Source organism: Streptomyces sp. TLI_185 (assembly GCF_003814765.1).
Classification (GTDB): domain Bacteria; phylum Actinomycetota; class Actinomycetes; order Streptomycetales; family Streptomycetaceae; genus Streptomyces.
In genome coordinates this window covers 9,293,164-9,308,512 of the sequence record NZ_RKRB01000001.1, presented here as the reverse complement: position 1 = coordinate 9,308,512, position 15,349 = coordinate 9,293,164, and the positions used below count along the sequence as shown (strand labels likewise).

At 69.9% G+C, this 15,349-nt stretch carries 14 protein-coding genes and 2 pseudogenes; 8 read left to right on the top strand and 8 right to left on the bottom strand.

What is annotated here, in order from left to right; all coding sequences use genetic code 11:
- Positions 1-52: 52 nt before the first annotated feature.
- The 6 genes and pseudogenes from EDD92_RS42705 to EDD92_RS42680 all read right to left on the bottom strand — a co-directional run.
- A pseudogene (locus EDD92_RS42705) lies at positions 53-223 on the bottom strand (sugar kinase); the annotation flags it as partial.
- Positions 220-841, bottom strand: a pseudogene (locus tag EDD92_RS42700) (bifunctional 4-hydroxy-2-oxoglutarate aldolase/2-dehydro-3-deoxy-phosphogluconate aldolase). The pseudogenes EDD92_RS42705 and EDD92_RS42700, both read right to left, overlap by 4 nt.
- Before the next feature lie 232 nt (positions 842-1,073).
- Positions 1,074-2,087 (bottom strand): LD-carboxypeptidase, encoded by a 1,014-nt coding sequence (locus EDD92_RS42695; RefSeq protein WP_123969234.1) that lies wholly within the window; start codon positions 2,085-2,087, stop codon positions 1,074-1,076.
- An 85-nt stretch (positions 2,088-2,172) separates the two neighbouring features.
- Entirely contained in the window at positions 2,173-3,687 is a 1,515-nt protein-coding gene (locus tag EDD92_RS42690; protein WP_185124313.1) for a glycoside hydrolase family 43 protein, read from the bottom strand.
- Positions 3,688-3,768: 81 nt separating this feature from the next.
- Positions 3,769-4,389, bottom strand: a complete 621-nt coding sequence (locus EDD92_RS42685; protein ID WP_123969232.1) for a hypothetical protein — start codon at positions 4,387-4,389, stop codon at positions 3,769-3,771.
- A gap of 140 nt (positions 4,390-4,529) precedes the next feature.
- On the bottom strand, positions 4,530-5,576 hold the full coding sequence (locus tag EDD92_RS42680; protein WP_185124312.1) for a LacI family DNA-binding transcriptional regulator: 1,047 nt from the start codon (positions 5,574-5,576) through the stop codon (positions 4,530-4,532).
- Between the two features lie 231 nt (positions 5,577-5,807).
- Here EDD92_RS42680 and EDD92_RS52230 point away from each other — a divergent pair, with 231 nt between their 5' ends.
- The 3 genes from EDD92_RS52230 to EDD92_RS52220 all read left to right on the top strand — a co-directional run bounded on the left by EDD92_RS52230 (position 5,808) and on the right by EDD92_RS52220 (position 7,445).
- Complete coding sequence (locus EDD92_RS52230) at positions 5,808-6,701, top strand: glycoside hydrolase family 5 protein (protein ID WP_311736799.1); 894 nt, start codon at positions 5,808-5,810, stop codon at positions 6,699-6,701.
- 116 nt (positions 6,702-6,817) lie between these two features.
- Positions 6,818-7,261 (top strand): X2-like carbohydrate binding domain-containing protein, encoded by a 444-nt coding sequence (locus tag EDD92_RS52225; protein ID WP_311736798.1) that lies wholly within the window; start codon positions 6,818-6,820, stop codon positions 7,259-7,261.
- Between the two features lie 13 nt (positions 7,262-7,274).
- Positions 7,275-7,445 (top strand): hypothetical protein, encoded by a 171-nt coding sequence (locus EDD92_RS52220; protein WP_311736797.1) that lies wholly within the window; start codon positions 7,275-7,277, stop codon positions 7,443-7,445.
- A 145-nt stretch (positions 7,446-7,590) separates the two neighbouring features.
- Here the strand turns inward: EDD92_RS52220 and htpG are convergent, their stop codons facing one another.
- Positions 7,591-9,495: a molecular chaperone HtpG gene (htpG, locus tag EDD92_RS42670; RefSeq protein WP_123969230.1), complete on the bottom strand. Its 1,905-nt coding sequence runs from the start codon at positions 9,493-9,495 to the stop codon at positions 7,591-7,593.
- Between the two features lie 258 nt (positions 9,496-9,753).
- Here htpG and EDD92_RS42665 point away from each other — a divergent pair, with 258 nt between their 5' ends.
- A complete protein-coding gene (locus EDD92_RS42665) occupies positions 9,754-11,112 on the top strand; it encodes an RICIN domain-containing protein (RefSeq protein ID WP_260327163.1) in 1,359 nt (452 codons plus the stop codon).
- A 187-nt stretch (positions 11,113-11,299) separates the two neighbouring features.
- A complete protein-coding gene (locus EDD92_RS42660; protein WP_123969228.1) occupies positions 11,300-12,673 on the top strand; it encodes a pentapeptide repeat-containing protein in 1,374 nt (457 codons plus the stop codon).
- Positions 12,674-12,941: 268 nt separating this feature from the next.
- Here EDD92_RS42660 and EDD92_RS42655 read toward each other — a convergent pair whose 3' ends face one another.
- Positions 12,942-13,610 carry a type III effector protein gene (locus EDD92_RS42655; protein WP_123969227.1) on the bottom strand — a complete coding sequence of 223 codons (669 nt, stop codon included), beginning with the start codon at positions 13,608-13,610 and terminating at the stop codon, positions 12,942-12,944.
- Positions 13,611-13,738: 128 nt separating this feature from the next.
- Here EDD92_RS42655 and EDD92_RS42650 point away from each other — a divergent pair, with 128 nt between their 5' ends.
- From EDD92_RS42650 to EDD92_RS42640, 3 genes are all read left to right on the top strand, one after another.
- Positions 13,739-14,170, top strand: a complete 432-nt coding sequence (locus tag EDD92_RS42650) for an Hsp20/alpha crystallin family protein (protein WP_123969226.1) — start codon at positions 13,739-13,741, stop codon at positions 14,168-14,170.
- Positions 14,171-14,271: 101 nt separating this feature from the next.
- On the top strand, positions 14,272-14,667 hold the full coding sequence (locus tag EDD92_RS42645; RefSeq protein ID WP_123969225.1) for a DUF2267 domain-containing protein: 396 nt from the start codon (positions 14,272-14,274) through the stop codon (positions 14,665-14,667).
- Positions 14,668-14,736: 69 nt separating this feature from the next.
- The gene (locus tag EDD92_RS42640; RefSeq protein ID WP_399185138.1) at positions 14,737-15,171 is read left to right on the top strand and encodes a DUF2267 domain-containing protein; all 435 of its coding nucleotides are present in this window, start codon (positions 14,737-14,739) and stop codon (positions 15,169-15,171) included.
- Positions 15,172-15,349: the final 178 nt, after the last annotated feature.

The following is a 15,349-nucleotide window of genomic DNA, read 5'->3' as shown; positions in this document are numbered from 1 at the left end:
TCCTCACCTTGTCACCCGACGGTGAAAAGTCCGCACCGACCCGGCCGGCTCAGCGCACCCGGTGTCCGAGCCGGGCGAGGCCGATGGCGACGTTGGACTCGGCTCCTGCGACGGAAAGTCCGAGGTCTCCGCCCAGTCGCAGGGGGCTGTGGGCCCGCAGGGCGGCCATCGTCTCGCCGAGGGTGACCACCTCGGGCGCCGACTGGCCGGCCGACGGGGTCATGCGGTCTCCCCGGTGACCGCGGCGCGGAACGCCGCGGCCCGGCTGCGGAGTTGACCGAGGTCACCGCCGTCGGCGGCGTCCCCGATCAGAGGTGAACCGACGCCGACGGCCGTCGCACCCCGGTCCAGGTAGTCGCGGGCGGCGGACGCGTCGACCCCTCCGACGGGCACGAACGGCACCTCGGGAAAGGGGCCCCTCAGTGCGGCGAGGTAGTCGGGTCCGCCGACTGAGGCGGGAAGGAGCTTGATCGCGCAGGCGCCCCGGGCGAGGGCGAGTTCGATCTCGCTCGGCGTCAGTGCTCCCGTCAGCACGGGTACGCCGCACGAGTCCGGCCCGTCGACCAGTGCCGGCGTCACGAGGTAGGACGCATCGGCGTCCACGGCGCGGGCGGCGTCCTCGGCCCAGCGCACGGTCCCGGCGCCGACCAGCGCGTCGGGGCCCAGTTCGGCGCGCGCCTGCCTGATCACCGTCAGGGGGTCAATGGTGGTCAGCGAGAGCTCGACGGCGGCGATGCCCTCCTCGGCGAGGGTGGCCTTGGTGCGCAGGGGCCGCGGCGGGCTCCTTGCCGCGGACGATCGCCAACAGGCGGTGGGCTCGGAGCGATTCCACCAAAGTCATGGGAGCGGGATCTCCTTGGACGTGAGATGCGGGGGTCTGACGCTCTGCCGCCATCCCGGCACGATGCGACATGCGACCGCTGCCTCGCGGCAGGCTTCACGGGGTCGTACCGACCTCCAACGCGAGCCGCCACCACCCTATGTGGCACAGGGACCAGGGCAGGATGCGACGGGTCACCGCACGCATCACAGCGAGCCGAAAGCGGCCCTGCGGCGGCGCAGACCCCGCCCGGTCAAGACCGCCCGCTGAGGGGCTGTACCGCCGGTTCGAGCAGCGACAATGTCCGCTGCTGCGCATCAAGGCCGACGCGGATGCCGACCGGCATCGGAAGGTTCGGGCCCGCATGTCCGAACTCGACGTTTCCCAGGACCGGGATGTCACGGTCCCCGAGGACGTCGAGGACCATCTCGGCGAGGGTCGGCGACGCGCCGGGCCCGCCGAGCCCGTCGATCGCGTGCGGGACGCCCACAACCATTCCGGAGATCCGATCGAGGATGCCGCAGTGCCGCAGCACCTGTAGGTAGCTCCACACATACGATGCCTGGCCGCCCGCCTCCTCCCAGAACAGCACCGCACCGTCGAACCGTTCGAGCGGCAGCGCGAAGGGCGTGGCCTGGGCCAGCACGATGCGATTGATCACCCCGCCGATCAGCCGGCCTTCGGTGCGGCCGGCACGCCAGCACTCCCACGACGGGGTGGCCGGCAGCGCACCGATCGCCTCGCCGCCGGTCAGCAGTGTCGAGTAGAGCCTTTCGAGTTCGGCTCGGCGGGCTGCGGGCGCGGCCTGCCAGTGACCGCCGAGTCCGGGAGTGGCCAGGTCGGCGTGGAATCCGACCAGACCCGTGCGCCCGTAGAGCACCAGGTGCAGCAGTGAAATGTCGCTGTAGCCGAGGATCGGCTTGGGGTCGGCCGCGATGGCCTCGACGTCGATCAGGTCGAGGTAACCGAGCACCGTCTGGCCGCCGTCATGCGCGATGACGGCGCGCACCTCGGAATCACGCAGCAGAGCATTGAACTCCTTGGCGATCTCCGCCGGGGTGGCCGCGCTCCACCACCGGTGCCGCCCTGCTTCGAGGAGCGGTGCCCGGCGCACACGGAATCCCATCCGCTCCAGCACCACCTCCGCCTGCTCGAGGTCGGGTTCGTAAGCGGCATGGAGCGGCCCGGACAGCGCCGCGATGACGACGAGATCTCCGGGCCTCAGGGCACGAGGGCGAAGCGGTTGAGGCAGTGCGGAACCGGTCACCGACGCAGTGTCCCAACACGCGCCACAACACGCTTCCCATTGTCCGATCGGGTCCTCCCCCCTCCAGGTCGGAAGGGGCCCGCCTTCAGTGGTCGAGCGGCTCGTAGTCGAACCAGTCGAAGTGAACGGAGCCGATCGAGGCGAACATTCCGAAGACGCGGCCGGTGAAGCCTCCGGCGACCTCCGTGGACAGGTATTTGCCGTCGAGTGAGGTGAGTTCGGCGAAGGTGCCGTCCGGTTCCTCGATGCCGATCGAGACGGTGTCGGGACCGGTGCGCGCGTCGTTCAGGGTCTCGACGGCGGCCACCTCGATGCGGAGGACCACGGGGCCGGGCGGTACCGTCCGGGACGCCACGACTGTGCTCAACGGGCCTATACGGGCGCGCACTTGCCCTTCACCGGCGACGGCCTCGATGTCGTAGTGGTGCTGCTCGTCGAGGCGTACGGCCAGGCCGCCGCGCCCCTCCCCCACGTCGACCAGGGACCGCACCCGGCAGGACAGATGCTGCTGCCGTCGGCCGACGAACGTCACGTCGGTGTCGTCGAGCGAGGCTCCGCGGGCGCGCAGGGTCAGCCAGCCGGTCCGTTCCTTGGTGGTGCAGTGCTCCGCGGGGCGATGGCGCAGTGAGATCCAGTGCGGGGCCAGTTCGGTCAGGTCGAAGTCGTCCCGGAGCGGCGTGACGGGGCCCGGCCGGAGCGGCCACGGTGGCGCGGGCGCCTCGAGGGACAGTTCGCCGACGACCGGCCAGTCGTCCACCCACGTCACCGGTGCCAGGAAGGTCTCGCGGCCCAGCACGTGCCAGCCCGGGGTGCCGCCGCCCGGGCGCACCCCGAGCAACACCATCCACCAGGAGCCGTCGGGCGCCTGGACCAGGTCGGCGTGGCCGGTGTTCTGGATGGGGTGGTCGGTGCCGCGGTGGGTGAGGATCGGGTTGGCCGGGCACGGCTCGAAGGGGCCGTAGGGCGTGCGGGCACGGGCGATCGAGACGCCGTGGCAGCGTTCGGTGCCGCCCTCGGCGATGAGGAGGTACCAGTAGCCGCCGATCCGGTACAGATGCGGTGCCTCGGGGGCTTTGGCGCCGGGCATGCCGGACCAGAGTTTCCGCGCAGGCCCGAACGCCTCCCCGGTGTAGGGGTCGAGGCGGACCTGGGACACTCCGGCGACGGTGCACCAGCAGGTGCCGTCCTCGTCCCAGGCGAGATCAGGGTCGATGCCGTGCACCCCGGGCAGCCGGACCGGCTCGGACCAGGGGCCTGCCGGGTCGGTGGCCGTGAACAGCAGGTTGCCGTCGCTGCTGACGTTGGTGACGATCAGCCAGAAGCGGCCGTCGTGGTGGCGCAGGGTGGGCGCGTAGATCCCGCCCGAGGAGCGCGAGTCCAGCGGCAGACGCAGTTGGCCGGGCCGGTCCAGCGCGTTGCCGATCTGGGTCCAGTGCACCAGGTCCCGGCTGTGGAAGAGGGGCACGCCGGGGAAGTACTCGAAGCTGGAGCAGGCGAGGTAGTAGTCCTCGCCCACCCGGCAGATGCTCGGATCGGGGTGAAAGCCGGGGATGACTGGGTTGTTGACGGTGGTGGTGCCCGTCTCGGGCCTGCTCGACACCCTGATCGAGTCCTTTCACTGGTTCACTGGTTCACGGGCTGCGGGTCGCTGGCTGCGCTCACCGGGCAGCGGTGCGCCGGCTCAGCCGTTGCGACGGAGTTGTACGACCACGATCGAGTAGGCCGGCACGGTCTGGCGGGTGGCGCTGCCGGTGGTGGAGGAGGCGATCGAGGTGGCGTTCTTCAGGTACGAGTACACGGTCGGGGTGGCCGAGGACGGTGTGAACCCGCTGTAGGACAGGGTGACCGTGGCGGCGTTCGCGGGGTCCTTGTTGATGAGCCGGACGCTCACGTCGCCGTTCGCCCGCCGCACGGCGTGCGCGGACACCAGCGACGTCGAACTGGCGGCCCGGACCAGCCGGTCGCCCGGCGCACCCAGCTTGGTGATCATCCGGGCGCCGTAGTAAGGCGGGAAGGGCGTGTTCAGCGGCGGTTCGCAGGAGGCGCCGCTGGAGAGGATTCCTCCGTCGTCGTAGTCGGTGGCGCCTTCCACGGTGGTCACACGGCTGCAGTCGGTGCCGTTGTGCAGGTCCCACCAGTCGAGGGTGAAGGCGCTGGCGTCCACCCGCACGAAGGCGACGATCGCAGCCGAAGCGGCCTCCGCCGGCGCGGTGGCGGCGGAGACGGAGCCCGCCGCGGCCAGCGGGATGGCCGCGACAAGCCCGATCAGGCGGGTGCGGTGCCTTTGGACCGGCCTGCGCATGTGCCCTCCAGCGCTGTGACGAGCGGGCGGGTGGACGGGAGACGCGCACCACGGTTCACGAGGCCGGACCACTTGGCAAGTGTCGTGACAGATATACGAAAGTTTCGAACCTTGGGAAGGGTCCTGCTTCTCGCGGGGTCCTACTTCAACGGAGCGGTGCTCCCCCGGACCGTCAGGGTCGTCGCGATCTCCAAGCCGGCCTGGGGAGCCTGCTCGCCGCGGCCGAGGGTGAGCGCCAGCTCGGTCGCCGCCACCGCCATCTCGGTCAGGGGCTGGTGGACGGTGGTCAGCGGGGGGTCCACCCAGGCCGCGACCGGGAGGTCGTCGAAACCGACCACGCTCAGATCGTCCGGGATGCGCAGGCCGGCCTCGCGCGCCGCCTGGTAGACACCGAGGGCCTGCAGGTCGTTGGCGGCGAAGATCGCCGTCGGGCGTTCGGGCAGGGCCAGCAGGGTGCGCGCCGCGTCGTAGCCGTCGTCGCGGGTGAGGCCGGCATGCACGACGATCTCCGGATCGACCGGGAGGCCCGCGGCGTGCATCGCCGAGCGGTATCCGTCCAGCCGGGCGGAGCAGCACAGCTGGCCCTCGGGGCCGCTGATCATCGCGATGCGCCGGTGGCCGAGTTCGGTGAGGTGGCGGGTCGCCGCGCGGCCGCCGGACCAGTTCGTGGCGCCCACGTACGGGACGTCGTCAGGCAGCTCCATGATCGGGTCGAAGACGACGAACGGGATGCCCTTCGCCGTCAGTTGCTCGCGTTCGGCCTCGGAGAGCTGCGCCACCGACAGCACGCAGTTGGGGCGCCGGGCGACCGTGTCGTCCCAGGTCGGCGCCGAACTGTCGTGCAGGCCGAACTCGGAGACCATGACGCCGACGCGGTGCCGGCGCGCCACCCGCTCCACACCCCGGATGATCTCGACCGCCCACATGTCCTTGAGCTCGCGGAACACCAGCTCGACGACATTGCTTCGGCCCGCTCCGGCTGGCTTGCGGTAGCCGTACCGGTTGATCAGCTCCTCGACCCGGGCACGCGTGTCCGCGGACACCCCCGACTTTCCGTTGAGCACCTTGGACACGGTCGGCACGGACACGCCCGCCGACTCGGCGATGTACGCGATCGTGACCGACTTGGGCGCGGCACGCTCCTCGCGCTCCCGATCCGCCGGTCCGTCTGCTGCGTTGTCCGCCAAGGTGGCCTTCCCGATCGTCGAACCGTTCGCGGCGGACGCGGGCCCGGCGCGAAAGCCGGTTGAACAGCCTCGTACAGGTGCTGCCGCGTCATTCTCGCATCTCGTACCGACGAACCTGTGGCCCCGGACACATCTACATGTTAATTTCTCCGCCGCTCACGGAGAAAGTTTTTATCGAATCCAGTTCACATTTTCCTGTGCGGTCCACACCCCGCATCGGAAGGTGCCGTGATGACGAGGAGACTGGTACCGAGACTCGCCGCGGTGCTCCTGCTGGCGATCGCCCTCCTGCCGCTGATGCCCGCAACCGCAGGAGCCGCCGATCCGCCTCCGGCCGGCTCCGCCACCGCCCGCAGTGCGGTCGCGGCCATGCAGCCCGGCTGGAACCTGGGCAACACCTACGACGCGATCCCCGACGAGACGTCCTGGGGCAACCCGCCCGTGACCAGGGCGCTGTTCAAGAAGATCAAGTCGCAGGGCTTCAGGAGCATAAGGCTGCCCGTCACCTGGGGTGTCCACCAGGGCGCCGCCCCGGACTACCCGATCGACCCGGCCTGGCTGGCGAAGGTGCGGCAGGTCGTCGACTGGGCGCTGGACGAAAACCTCTCCGTGCTGCTCAACATGCACCACGACTCGTGGATGTGGGTCAACAACCTCTCCACGGATCACGACGCCGTCCGTGCCCGCTACAGCGCCACCTGGACCCAGATCGCGGCGGCGTTCCGCGACGAGCCGTCCCGGTTGGCGTTCGAGAGCATCAACGAGCCGACGTTCAGCGGCACTTCGGGGGACGAGGAGAACTACCGGCTGCTGGCCGAGCCCAACACCGACTTCCACCGCATCGTGCGCGCCTCCGGCGGCCGCAACACCGACCGGCTGCTCGTCCTGCCCACTCTCTACACCAATGCCGACCAGGGCTGGCTCGATGCGGTGGCCGCCGGCCTCACCGCCCTGCACGACCCCATGGTGGCCACGACCGTCCACTTCTACGGCTGGTGGCCGTTCAGCGTGAACATCGCCGGCTACACCCGGTTCGACGCGACCGCCCAGAAGGACCTCACGGACTCCTTCGACCGCGTTCATGACACCTTCCTCGTCCACGGCATCCTGGTCACCATCGGCTAGTACGCCATGCTCGCCTACGACCACAACCGCCCCGGCATCATCGAGCGGGGCGAGCAGCGCAAGTACTTCGAGTTCCTGGGCAACTACGCCCGCCGGCAGAGGCTCACCACGATGCTGTGGGACGCCGGGCAGTTCCTGAAAACCGGACCACGCTGCAATGGCGGGCCCCGGAGCTGTTCGCCCAGATCAAGTCGAGCTGGAGCACTCGCTCGGGCACCGCCTCCAGCGACCTGGTGTTCCTGCCGAAGTCGGGTGACATCACCGCCCAGAGCCTCACCCTCAACTTGAACGGCACGGACTTCCAGGGCCTGCGGTACGGCTCCCGCAACCTGCTCAAGGGCAGGGACTACACCGTCTCCGGCAAGCAGCTCACGCTGACGCCCGCCGCACTCACCGAGCTCGCCGGCGACCGCACCTACGGGACCAACGCAGCACTGCAGGCCGGGTTTTCGCGAGGCGTCCCGTGGCGGATCGACGTGATCACGTACGACACCCCGGTCCTGTCCAGCGCTTTCCGGAGACACCGGCGGCCTGACGATCCCCACCCGGTTCCGGGGTGACCAACTGGCCACGATGGAGGCCACCTACGACGACGGAGGCAACGCCGGCCCGGCGAGCTGGACCCCCTATCAGCAGTGGGACACGGCCTTCACGGCGTACACCGGCGACTCCATCAAGCTGACCTCCGAGTTCGTCAACTCCCTCAAGGACGACTCCCGCGTCTCACTCACCTTCCACTTCTAAAGCGGCGCCAAGGTGATCTACCACGTCACCAAGACGGGCAACTCGGTGACCGGCACGACCGGCTGACCCCAGGGACCTGCGCCCACTTCAGGGCAGGCACTCGGCACGGACCGGCCGTGCCGAGTGCCTCTGCGCGAGGCCCCCGTCAGCGCAGGCCGTGCTCCAGCCGCTCCGCCACCAGCTTCACGAAACGCGCGGGCTCCTTGGGCTGGCCGCCCTCCGCGAGGACGGCAAGACCGTGCAACAGCTCCGCCGTCTCCACGAGTTCGGTGCGGTCCTCGCGCTCCTGGTACGCCTGGTTCAGGCCCTGCACGAGCGGATGCGCGGGGTTGAGCTCGAGGATCCGCTTGGCGGACGGGACCTCCTGGCCCATGGCCCGGTACATGTTCTCCAGCGCCGGAGTCAGGTCGTGGGCGTCGGAGACGACACAGGCCGGGGAGACGGTCAGACGCGTCGACAGGCGGACGTCCTTCACGTCGTCCGCCAGCTGCTCCTTCAGCCAGCCCAGCAGAGCGGCGTAGGCCTCCGTCTGCTTCTCCCGCTCGGCCTCGGCCTGTTCGTCGCCCTGGACGTCGAGGTCGATCTCGCCCTTGGCGACGGACCGCAGCGTCCTGCCCTCGAACTCGCCCACGGCGTCGACCCACACCTCGTCGACCGGGTCGGTGAGCAGCAGGACCTCGACGCCGCGCGCCCGGAACGCCTCCATGTGCGGGGAGTTCTCGATGCTCTGCCGGGACTCGCCGGTCATGTAGTAGATGTCGTTCTGGCCGTCCTTCATCCGCTCCACGTACTGCTGGAGGGTGGTCGCCTCGTCCTCGGAGTGCGTGCTCGCGAAGGACGCGACGGCGAGCAGGGCGTCGCGGTTGTCGGGGTCGCCGAACAGCCCCTCCTTCAGTACGGCGCCGAACTCCCGCCAGAACGCGGTGTACTTGTCGGGGTCGTTCGCCTTCAGCTCCTTGACCGAGGACAGGACCTTCTTGGTCAGCCGGCGCTGGATCATCCGGATGTGCCGGTCCTGCTGGAGGATCTCGCGGGAGACGTTGAGCGAGAGGTCCTGCGCGTCGACGACGCCCTTGACGAACCGGAGGTACGGCGGCAGCAGCGCCTCGCAGTCGTCCATGATCAGCACACGCTTGACGTAGAGCTGGAGGCCGCGCCGGAAGTCCCTGGTGAACAGGTCGTGCGGGGCGTGTGCGGGCAGGAAGAGCAGGGCCTGGTACTCGAAGGTGCCCTCGGCCTGCAGGCGGATGGTCTCCAGGGGGTCGCGCCAGTCGTGGCTGACGTGCTTGTACAGCTCGTGGTACTCGTCGTCGGAGACCTCGTCGCGCGAGCGGGCCCACAGGGCCTTCATCGAGTTCAGTGTCTCCGGTTCGGGCGTGTCCTCGCCGTCGCCGCCCGGCTGCGGGACCAGCCGGATCGGCCAGGTGATGAAGTCGGAGTACCGCTTGACGATCTCCTTGATCTTCCAGGTGGAGGTGTAGTCGTGCAGCTGGTTCTCGGCGTCGGCCGGCTTGAGGTGGAGCGTGACGGCGGTTCCCTGCGGTGCGTCGTCGACGCGCTCCAGGGTGTAGGTGCCCTCGCCGCGCGAGGACCAGCGGGTGCCGCCGGCCTCCCCGGCGCGCCGGGTGACCAGGGTCATCTCGTCGGCCGCCATGAAACCGGAGTAGAAGCCGACGCCGAACTGTCCGATGAGCCCCTCGGCCCCGGCGGCGTCCTGGGCCTCCTTCAGCTCCTTGAGGAAGGCCGCCGTGCCGGAGTTGGCGATGGTGCCGATGAGGTTGCCGACCTCGTCGTACGACATCCCGATGCCGTTGTCCCGCACGGTGAGCGTGCGGGCGTCCTGATCGAGTTCGATCTCGATGTGCAGGTCGGAGGTGTCGACGTCGAGGCTGTCGTCCCGCAGCGCGGCCAGGCGCAGCTTGTCGAGCGCGTCGGAGGCGTTGGAGACGAGTTCCCGCAGGAAGACGTCCTTGTTCGAGTAGACCGAGTGGATCATCAGCTGGAGCAGCTGACGGGCCTCTACTTGGAACTCAAACGTTTCGGTCGACATGGTTCGTGTGTCCTCGCAGGTCCCTAAAGTGCCAGGTCAGGTGAGAGTCACTCTAGGACACCGCGGCGGGGCCTCGGCAACGCAGTGCGGTGGCGCACGGCAACGCGGGTGGTGGTCCCACGCAGCCTGACTGGCCGTCAAAAGGCTGAGTGACAGCAGGAATTCACGGACGGTATCTGGCGCAACGCACGTGTCACCGGATATGTCATGCCTCGGTCACCATCGGCACGCCCGTGCCGGAGTGAAGGGAAACCCGCCGTGCGCCTGCGCCCCCTGCGCGTCCTGTGCTGTTCCGCCGCCCTCGCCCTGTCCACGCCCGCCCTGCTTCCCGGCACGGCCTCGGCGGCGGTCCCGACCTCTTCGGTCTACCTGCAGAACTACACCACCGGCCGCAACGCCGCCGACGCCGGCGGCACCGTCGCCGCGCACCAGCCCAAGGGCAACGAGGACCACCAGCAGTGGACCCCGGTCGCGGTCAGCGGCGGCTACCAGCTGCAGAACGCCGACGAGTCCGGCACCTGCCTCGGCCGCAGCGGCACCTCCGCGGTCACCGCCACCTGCGGCGCGGACGGCACCACCTGGACGATCACCTCCGGCGCCGACAGCACGTACACCATCACCGCCCCCGGCACCTCGCAGTACCTCAGCGGCTCCGCCTCCGACGCCACTGCCGTACAGCTCGGCTCGGCCGGCGACCTCGCCCGCTGGTACCTCACCCCGGTCGGCTACGCCACCACGGCGATACCCTCCGCCGACACCCGCACCCTGGACCAGGTCACCTTCCTGACCGCGCACAACGCCTTCGCCAACGGTGTCGACGGCAACTTCGCCTCATGGCCGGTCAGCTGGTTCCCCAACCAGAACTACGGCATCAGCCGGCAACTGGCCGACGGCGTACGCGGTTTCATGCTCGACGACTACACCGTCTCCGGACAGGCCGTCCTCTGCCACAACAGCTGCGACGGCGTCGGCAGCCCCGTCCCGCTCGCCGCCGATCTGCAGCGCATCGTCGACTTCCTCAAGGCCGACCCCGGCCAGTTCGCCACCGTCTTTCTGGAGGACTACGCCTCCTCCGACGTGCTGAAGTCCTCCCTCGCCTCGGTGAACGGCCTCCATGACGTGCTGTACCGGCCCGACCAGGAGGGCGTGGCGGCCAAGGGCTGGCCGACCATGGCCGACCTCGCCACCCGCGGCAAGCAGCTGCTGATCTTCAGTGACCGGACCCGGGCGAGCGACACCGCGAGCGGTTGGAACACCCGCGACACCTTCGGGGTGATGTACCAGCGCGAGTGGACCGTGGAGAACTACTGGTCCATGGGCGGCGGAATCGGCGCCTCGGACTGGTCCTGCTACAGCCGCTGGGACACCCGCCCCCTCACCACGGACTCCTCCGCCTTCCACCCGCTGTTCGTGATGAACCACTTCCGCGACTACACCATCGGCTCCACCGCGCAGACCGACAACGGCAAACTCCTCAACCGCGCGCAGAACTTCTGCACATCCGCCGCCCGCAAGAAGCCCAACTACCTCGCCGTGGACCGCTACGACCTCGGCTCCCCGAGCCCGCTCACCACGGTGGGCAGCCTCAACACGTACATCCTGACGCCGGGACAGTGACCGCCGACCGGTTCCGGAGAGGTGTGGAATGCTGCCGTCCTAGGCACTGTCTCCCGCAGAGAGTGCACGCCTGCCGGATGGACCGCCTGGAGCCCGATGAACACCGCAAGCCGACCGCACAACTGCGCTGCCCCACTCGCCTGGTCCGAGCACGAGGCAGACGCCCGGACCGAGTTCGGCACCGTCCGTGTCACCTGAGCCCGACCGGACGGTCGACTCGGAACGCGTCAGGCGGGGGATCCTCGACGAGGCCGCGGGAGCCGAGCCGTACATCCTGCGCGGTGCCCACGTCACCGGGGCGCTGCTGCTGGACGGGGCGGAGATCAGGCGGTCCGTGCGGTTCGAGGGGTGCCGGTTCGACGAGGCCGTCAGCCTGGAGGGGGCGACGACGCTCGGGGTGAGCGTCGTCGACTGCACGCTGCCCGGCTTCCGGGCGCCGACGGCACACTTCGGCGGTCGACTGGACCTGCGCCGCTCGACCCTCGGCGGGGACGGGCAGCACGCTCTCGAACTCGTGCACGCGGACATCGCGGGTGCGCTGCGGCTCGACGGGGCACGGCTGATCGCGCCGGGGCGGATGGCGGTGGATGCCGGTGGCCTGGTGATGCGGGGCGGGGTGTTCTGTGAGGACGGGTTCGTCGCAGAAGGCGAAGTCAGCTTCCCCGGGGCCGAGTTGCCAGGGGGGCTGTGGATGCGCGGGGCGCGGATCACGGTGGGCGCGCCGGACGCGTTCGCCTTCCACGGGGACATGCTCAAGGCGTCGACCGTACGGCTGTCACGGGGGTTCACGACCGACGGCAGGGTGCGGCTGCGCAGCGTACGGATAGAGGACCTGCTGACCTTCGACGATGCCGAACTGCTCGGCTCCGGCACGTCGTTGATGTGCGTGGGGATGCAGGCCGGGGCGCTCGACCTGCGCTTTCGGCACCGGCCGGCGGGCGGCGTGAACCTGCGCAACGCGCACGCGGACCGTATCCAGGACCACCCGTCGACCTGGCCGAAGACGCTGGGTCTGGACGGACTGACGTACGGCTGGCTCGGCGAGACGGCGCCCACCCGGCGCGAGGACGTCGAGAACCGGCTGGCGTGGCTGCGCCACCAGCCCGTCTACGTCCCGCAGCCGTACGAGCAACTCGCCTCCCACTACCGCAGATGCGGGCACGAGGACGAGGCACGACAGGTGCTGCTCGTGCGGGAGCGGCACCGACGGGCGACGCTGGGCCCGGCGGGCAGAGCCTGGGGCTGGCTGCTCGACTCCACGGTCGGATACGGCTACCGCCCGTGGATCGCAGGAATCTGGCTGGCGCTGCTCACGCTCGTCGGCTCGCTCGTGTTCTCGGCACACAACCCCGTGGCGAACACGAAGGGCGAGGACACGCCGTTCAACCCGGTCGCCTACACCCTTGACCTGCTGGTGCCCATCGGCGGCCTCGGCCAGCGCGACCACTGGCACTGGGCACAGGGCGGCATACAGGGTCTGGCATACGCGCTGATCGCCATCGGCTGGGTCCTGACAACGGCGGTCGTGGCCGGGGTCACCCGGACGCTGAGCAGGAACTAGCGTCCGTCTGCCGCGTGGCCGCCCGGTCGCGCCACCGGGGGGTGCACGGCGTGGTCCGCGCGCGGCTGCAAGCCGCCCGGCCCGGCGGCTCTCTGTCGCAAGTACCGTCGCGGCGCACGGCGCGTCGTCGCCCACGGCCTCGTGATGCCGGAAGCCGCCTGATCACATGACCGATCCCGGATCCGGTTCAGGTGCCGGATCGTCGCCTGGTGGGGCGGCTGTGTGAGGCGATCACGCTGCTCCGGATCTCAGCCGAGATCGCCGCCGACTACCGCTTCGAACGCCCAGGGGCTCCCGGGTTCGTGGCGGAGTTGGTCAGGGCATCGAGCTGCGCGGCAAGGTCGGGGTGGTCGGGGGTGAGGTGGGGGCGGGTGGCGTTGAGGGGGTGGATGAGGGCGGCGGGGTCGTCGTGGGCGAGGGCCGCGTGAAGTTGGCTGAGCGGGCTGCGGGCCGCGGTGGGCAGGTCGGTGAGGGCGCTGATCTGGCCGGCGATGCGGCGCAGGTCGGCTGCGTTGCGGCGGGCCCAGGCGGCGGTCGTGCGCTCGGCGGCGCGGCGCTCGCGGGTGGCCTGGACGCGTTGTTCGCCGGTGGTTCCCGCGGGACCGGGCCGGCCCCGCAGATAGCGGCGTTCGGCGGCCTGGCGGCTGGAGACGCCGAGGGGGTGGGCGAGGTCGGCCCAGCTGGCACCCGCCTGGCGGGCGGTTTCGATCAGGCCGGTTTCCCATTCGGCGAGCTGCTCGCGTACCTGCCGCAGCAGCAGAAGCGAGGCCAGGGCCTTCTCCGGGCCGACGTCCTGGGTGTCGGTGGTGTCGTGGTCCTCGTGCCGGGCGGCCTGCAGGGCATCGTCTATGGCGTGCAGAGCTGCCGCAGCGGCGAGGAACGACGCGGGGCTCGGCGCTCCGATACCGGACGATGTCGGCTGGTCAGCCTGGGTCATGGGCACCTCCTCAGGTTGGTCATCCTTTGGACGACACCACGTTTGTCATCCATTGGACGACATGGTACAACGGTTTCAGTGAGGCGCATTGGCAGCAACTGCCTGAACCTTCCTGGAGGTGTTTTCCGATGTTGATGCGCACTGACCCCTTCCGTGAGCTGGACCGGCTGGCGCAGCAGCTGATGGGCCCGGGCACCTGGTCGCGGCCGTCCCCCATGCCGATGGACGCCTACCGCGAGGGTGACGAGTACGTGGTGGCCTTCGACGTCCCCGGCGTCGGCGCGGACGCCATCGACATCGACGTCGAACGGAACATGCTGACCGTCAAGGCCGAGCGCCGGCCCGTGACGAAGGCCGACGACGTACAGATGGAGCTGTCGGAACGGCCGCTCGGCGTCTTCTCGCGCCAGCTCGTGCTGGCGGACACGCTGGACACCGAGCACATCCAGGCCGACTACGAGGCAGGCGTGCTCACCCTGCGCATTCCGATCGCCGAGCGCGCCAAGCCCCGCAAGATCACCATCGGCGTCGGATCCGGCCGCAAGGAGATCTCCGGCTGAGCCGGACGGCCGAAAAGCGAACAACGGCGGAGGACAGGTACCTGATCTCCCCCCGGGCCTGTCCTCCGTTCCCCGTGGACCGAGGAAGGGTGGCGGCCGACGTGACTGTGCGACGCGAAGCGTTCCTCAACCATGTGAAGGAACGTGGTGAGTACGCCACCCTGCAGGAAGCCGACCGCGCGGCCCGCGTGGTGCTCGCCCTGCTGGGCGCACACCTGGTCGGCGAGGTACGCGCACGGCTGGCGGCGCGTCTGCCGGAAGACTTCGCCCTGATCCTGCTCAATCCGCTGCAGAGCGCCGAACCGCTGCCCCCGGAGCGGTTCGTGCGCGCGACCGCCGCCTGGATCGAAGGGGCGACCGAACAGACCGCCGCCTGGGACGTGGGCGCCGTCCTGTCCACGGCCGCCGACGCCGCCGGCGACGACCTCCTCAAAGAGATCCTGCTCCAACTCCCCGCGGGCTACGACGTGCTCTTCGGCCGCCTTCAGCCCACCTGACCACCCACCCACCAGTGGCCGCGCACCGGCCACCACGACCCCGGTGACAGAAAGGCAACCACCGCAGTGATGTCCGACCACAGCGCACCGCTCCAGCAGCCCTATGGAAGGGCGTACGAACACATGCTGGAAAAGGTCCGCTACGACGGCGCCTACCCCACCCGCGAGAAGGCCGAGGAAGCCGTCCGCCTCGTCCTCGCCGGGCTGGGACGTCAGCTGACCGGCGACGAACGCGTCGAACTCGCCGGCCGCCTCCCCCTCGAAGCCGCACGCATCCTCACCGCCCAGATCCCCGACACCCGGCCACTGACCGGCTGGGCCTTCGTCAAGGACCTCTCCGCCCGTACCGGCGCCTCCCTGGCCACCACCCGCTGGGACACCGGATCCGTCTTCTCCGCCGTCGCGGCCTACGCCGGCCGCGACCTCGTCACCCGCATCCTGCGCCGGCTTCCCTCCGGCTACGCGCTGCTGTTCGGCCGCGCCGAACTCACCCAGGCCGCATAGGCGGACCGCGCCTTTCCGGCGTCACAGCACGCCGGTGACCGTGAGACGTGCGCGGGCCGTCGAGACCGCGCAGTGCTCCGGTCACCGGCATCATGCTGACCGCTTTGAGGATCGCCAACAGATCTGAACGGCCGCAGGCCCGGCCGTAATTCGTTTGACCCGGCCACGCCTCGGCGCT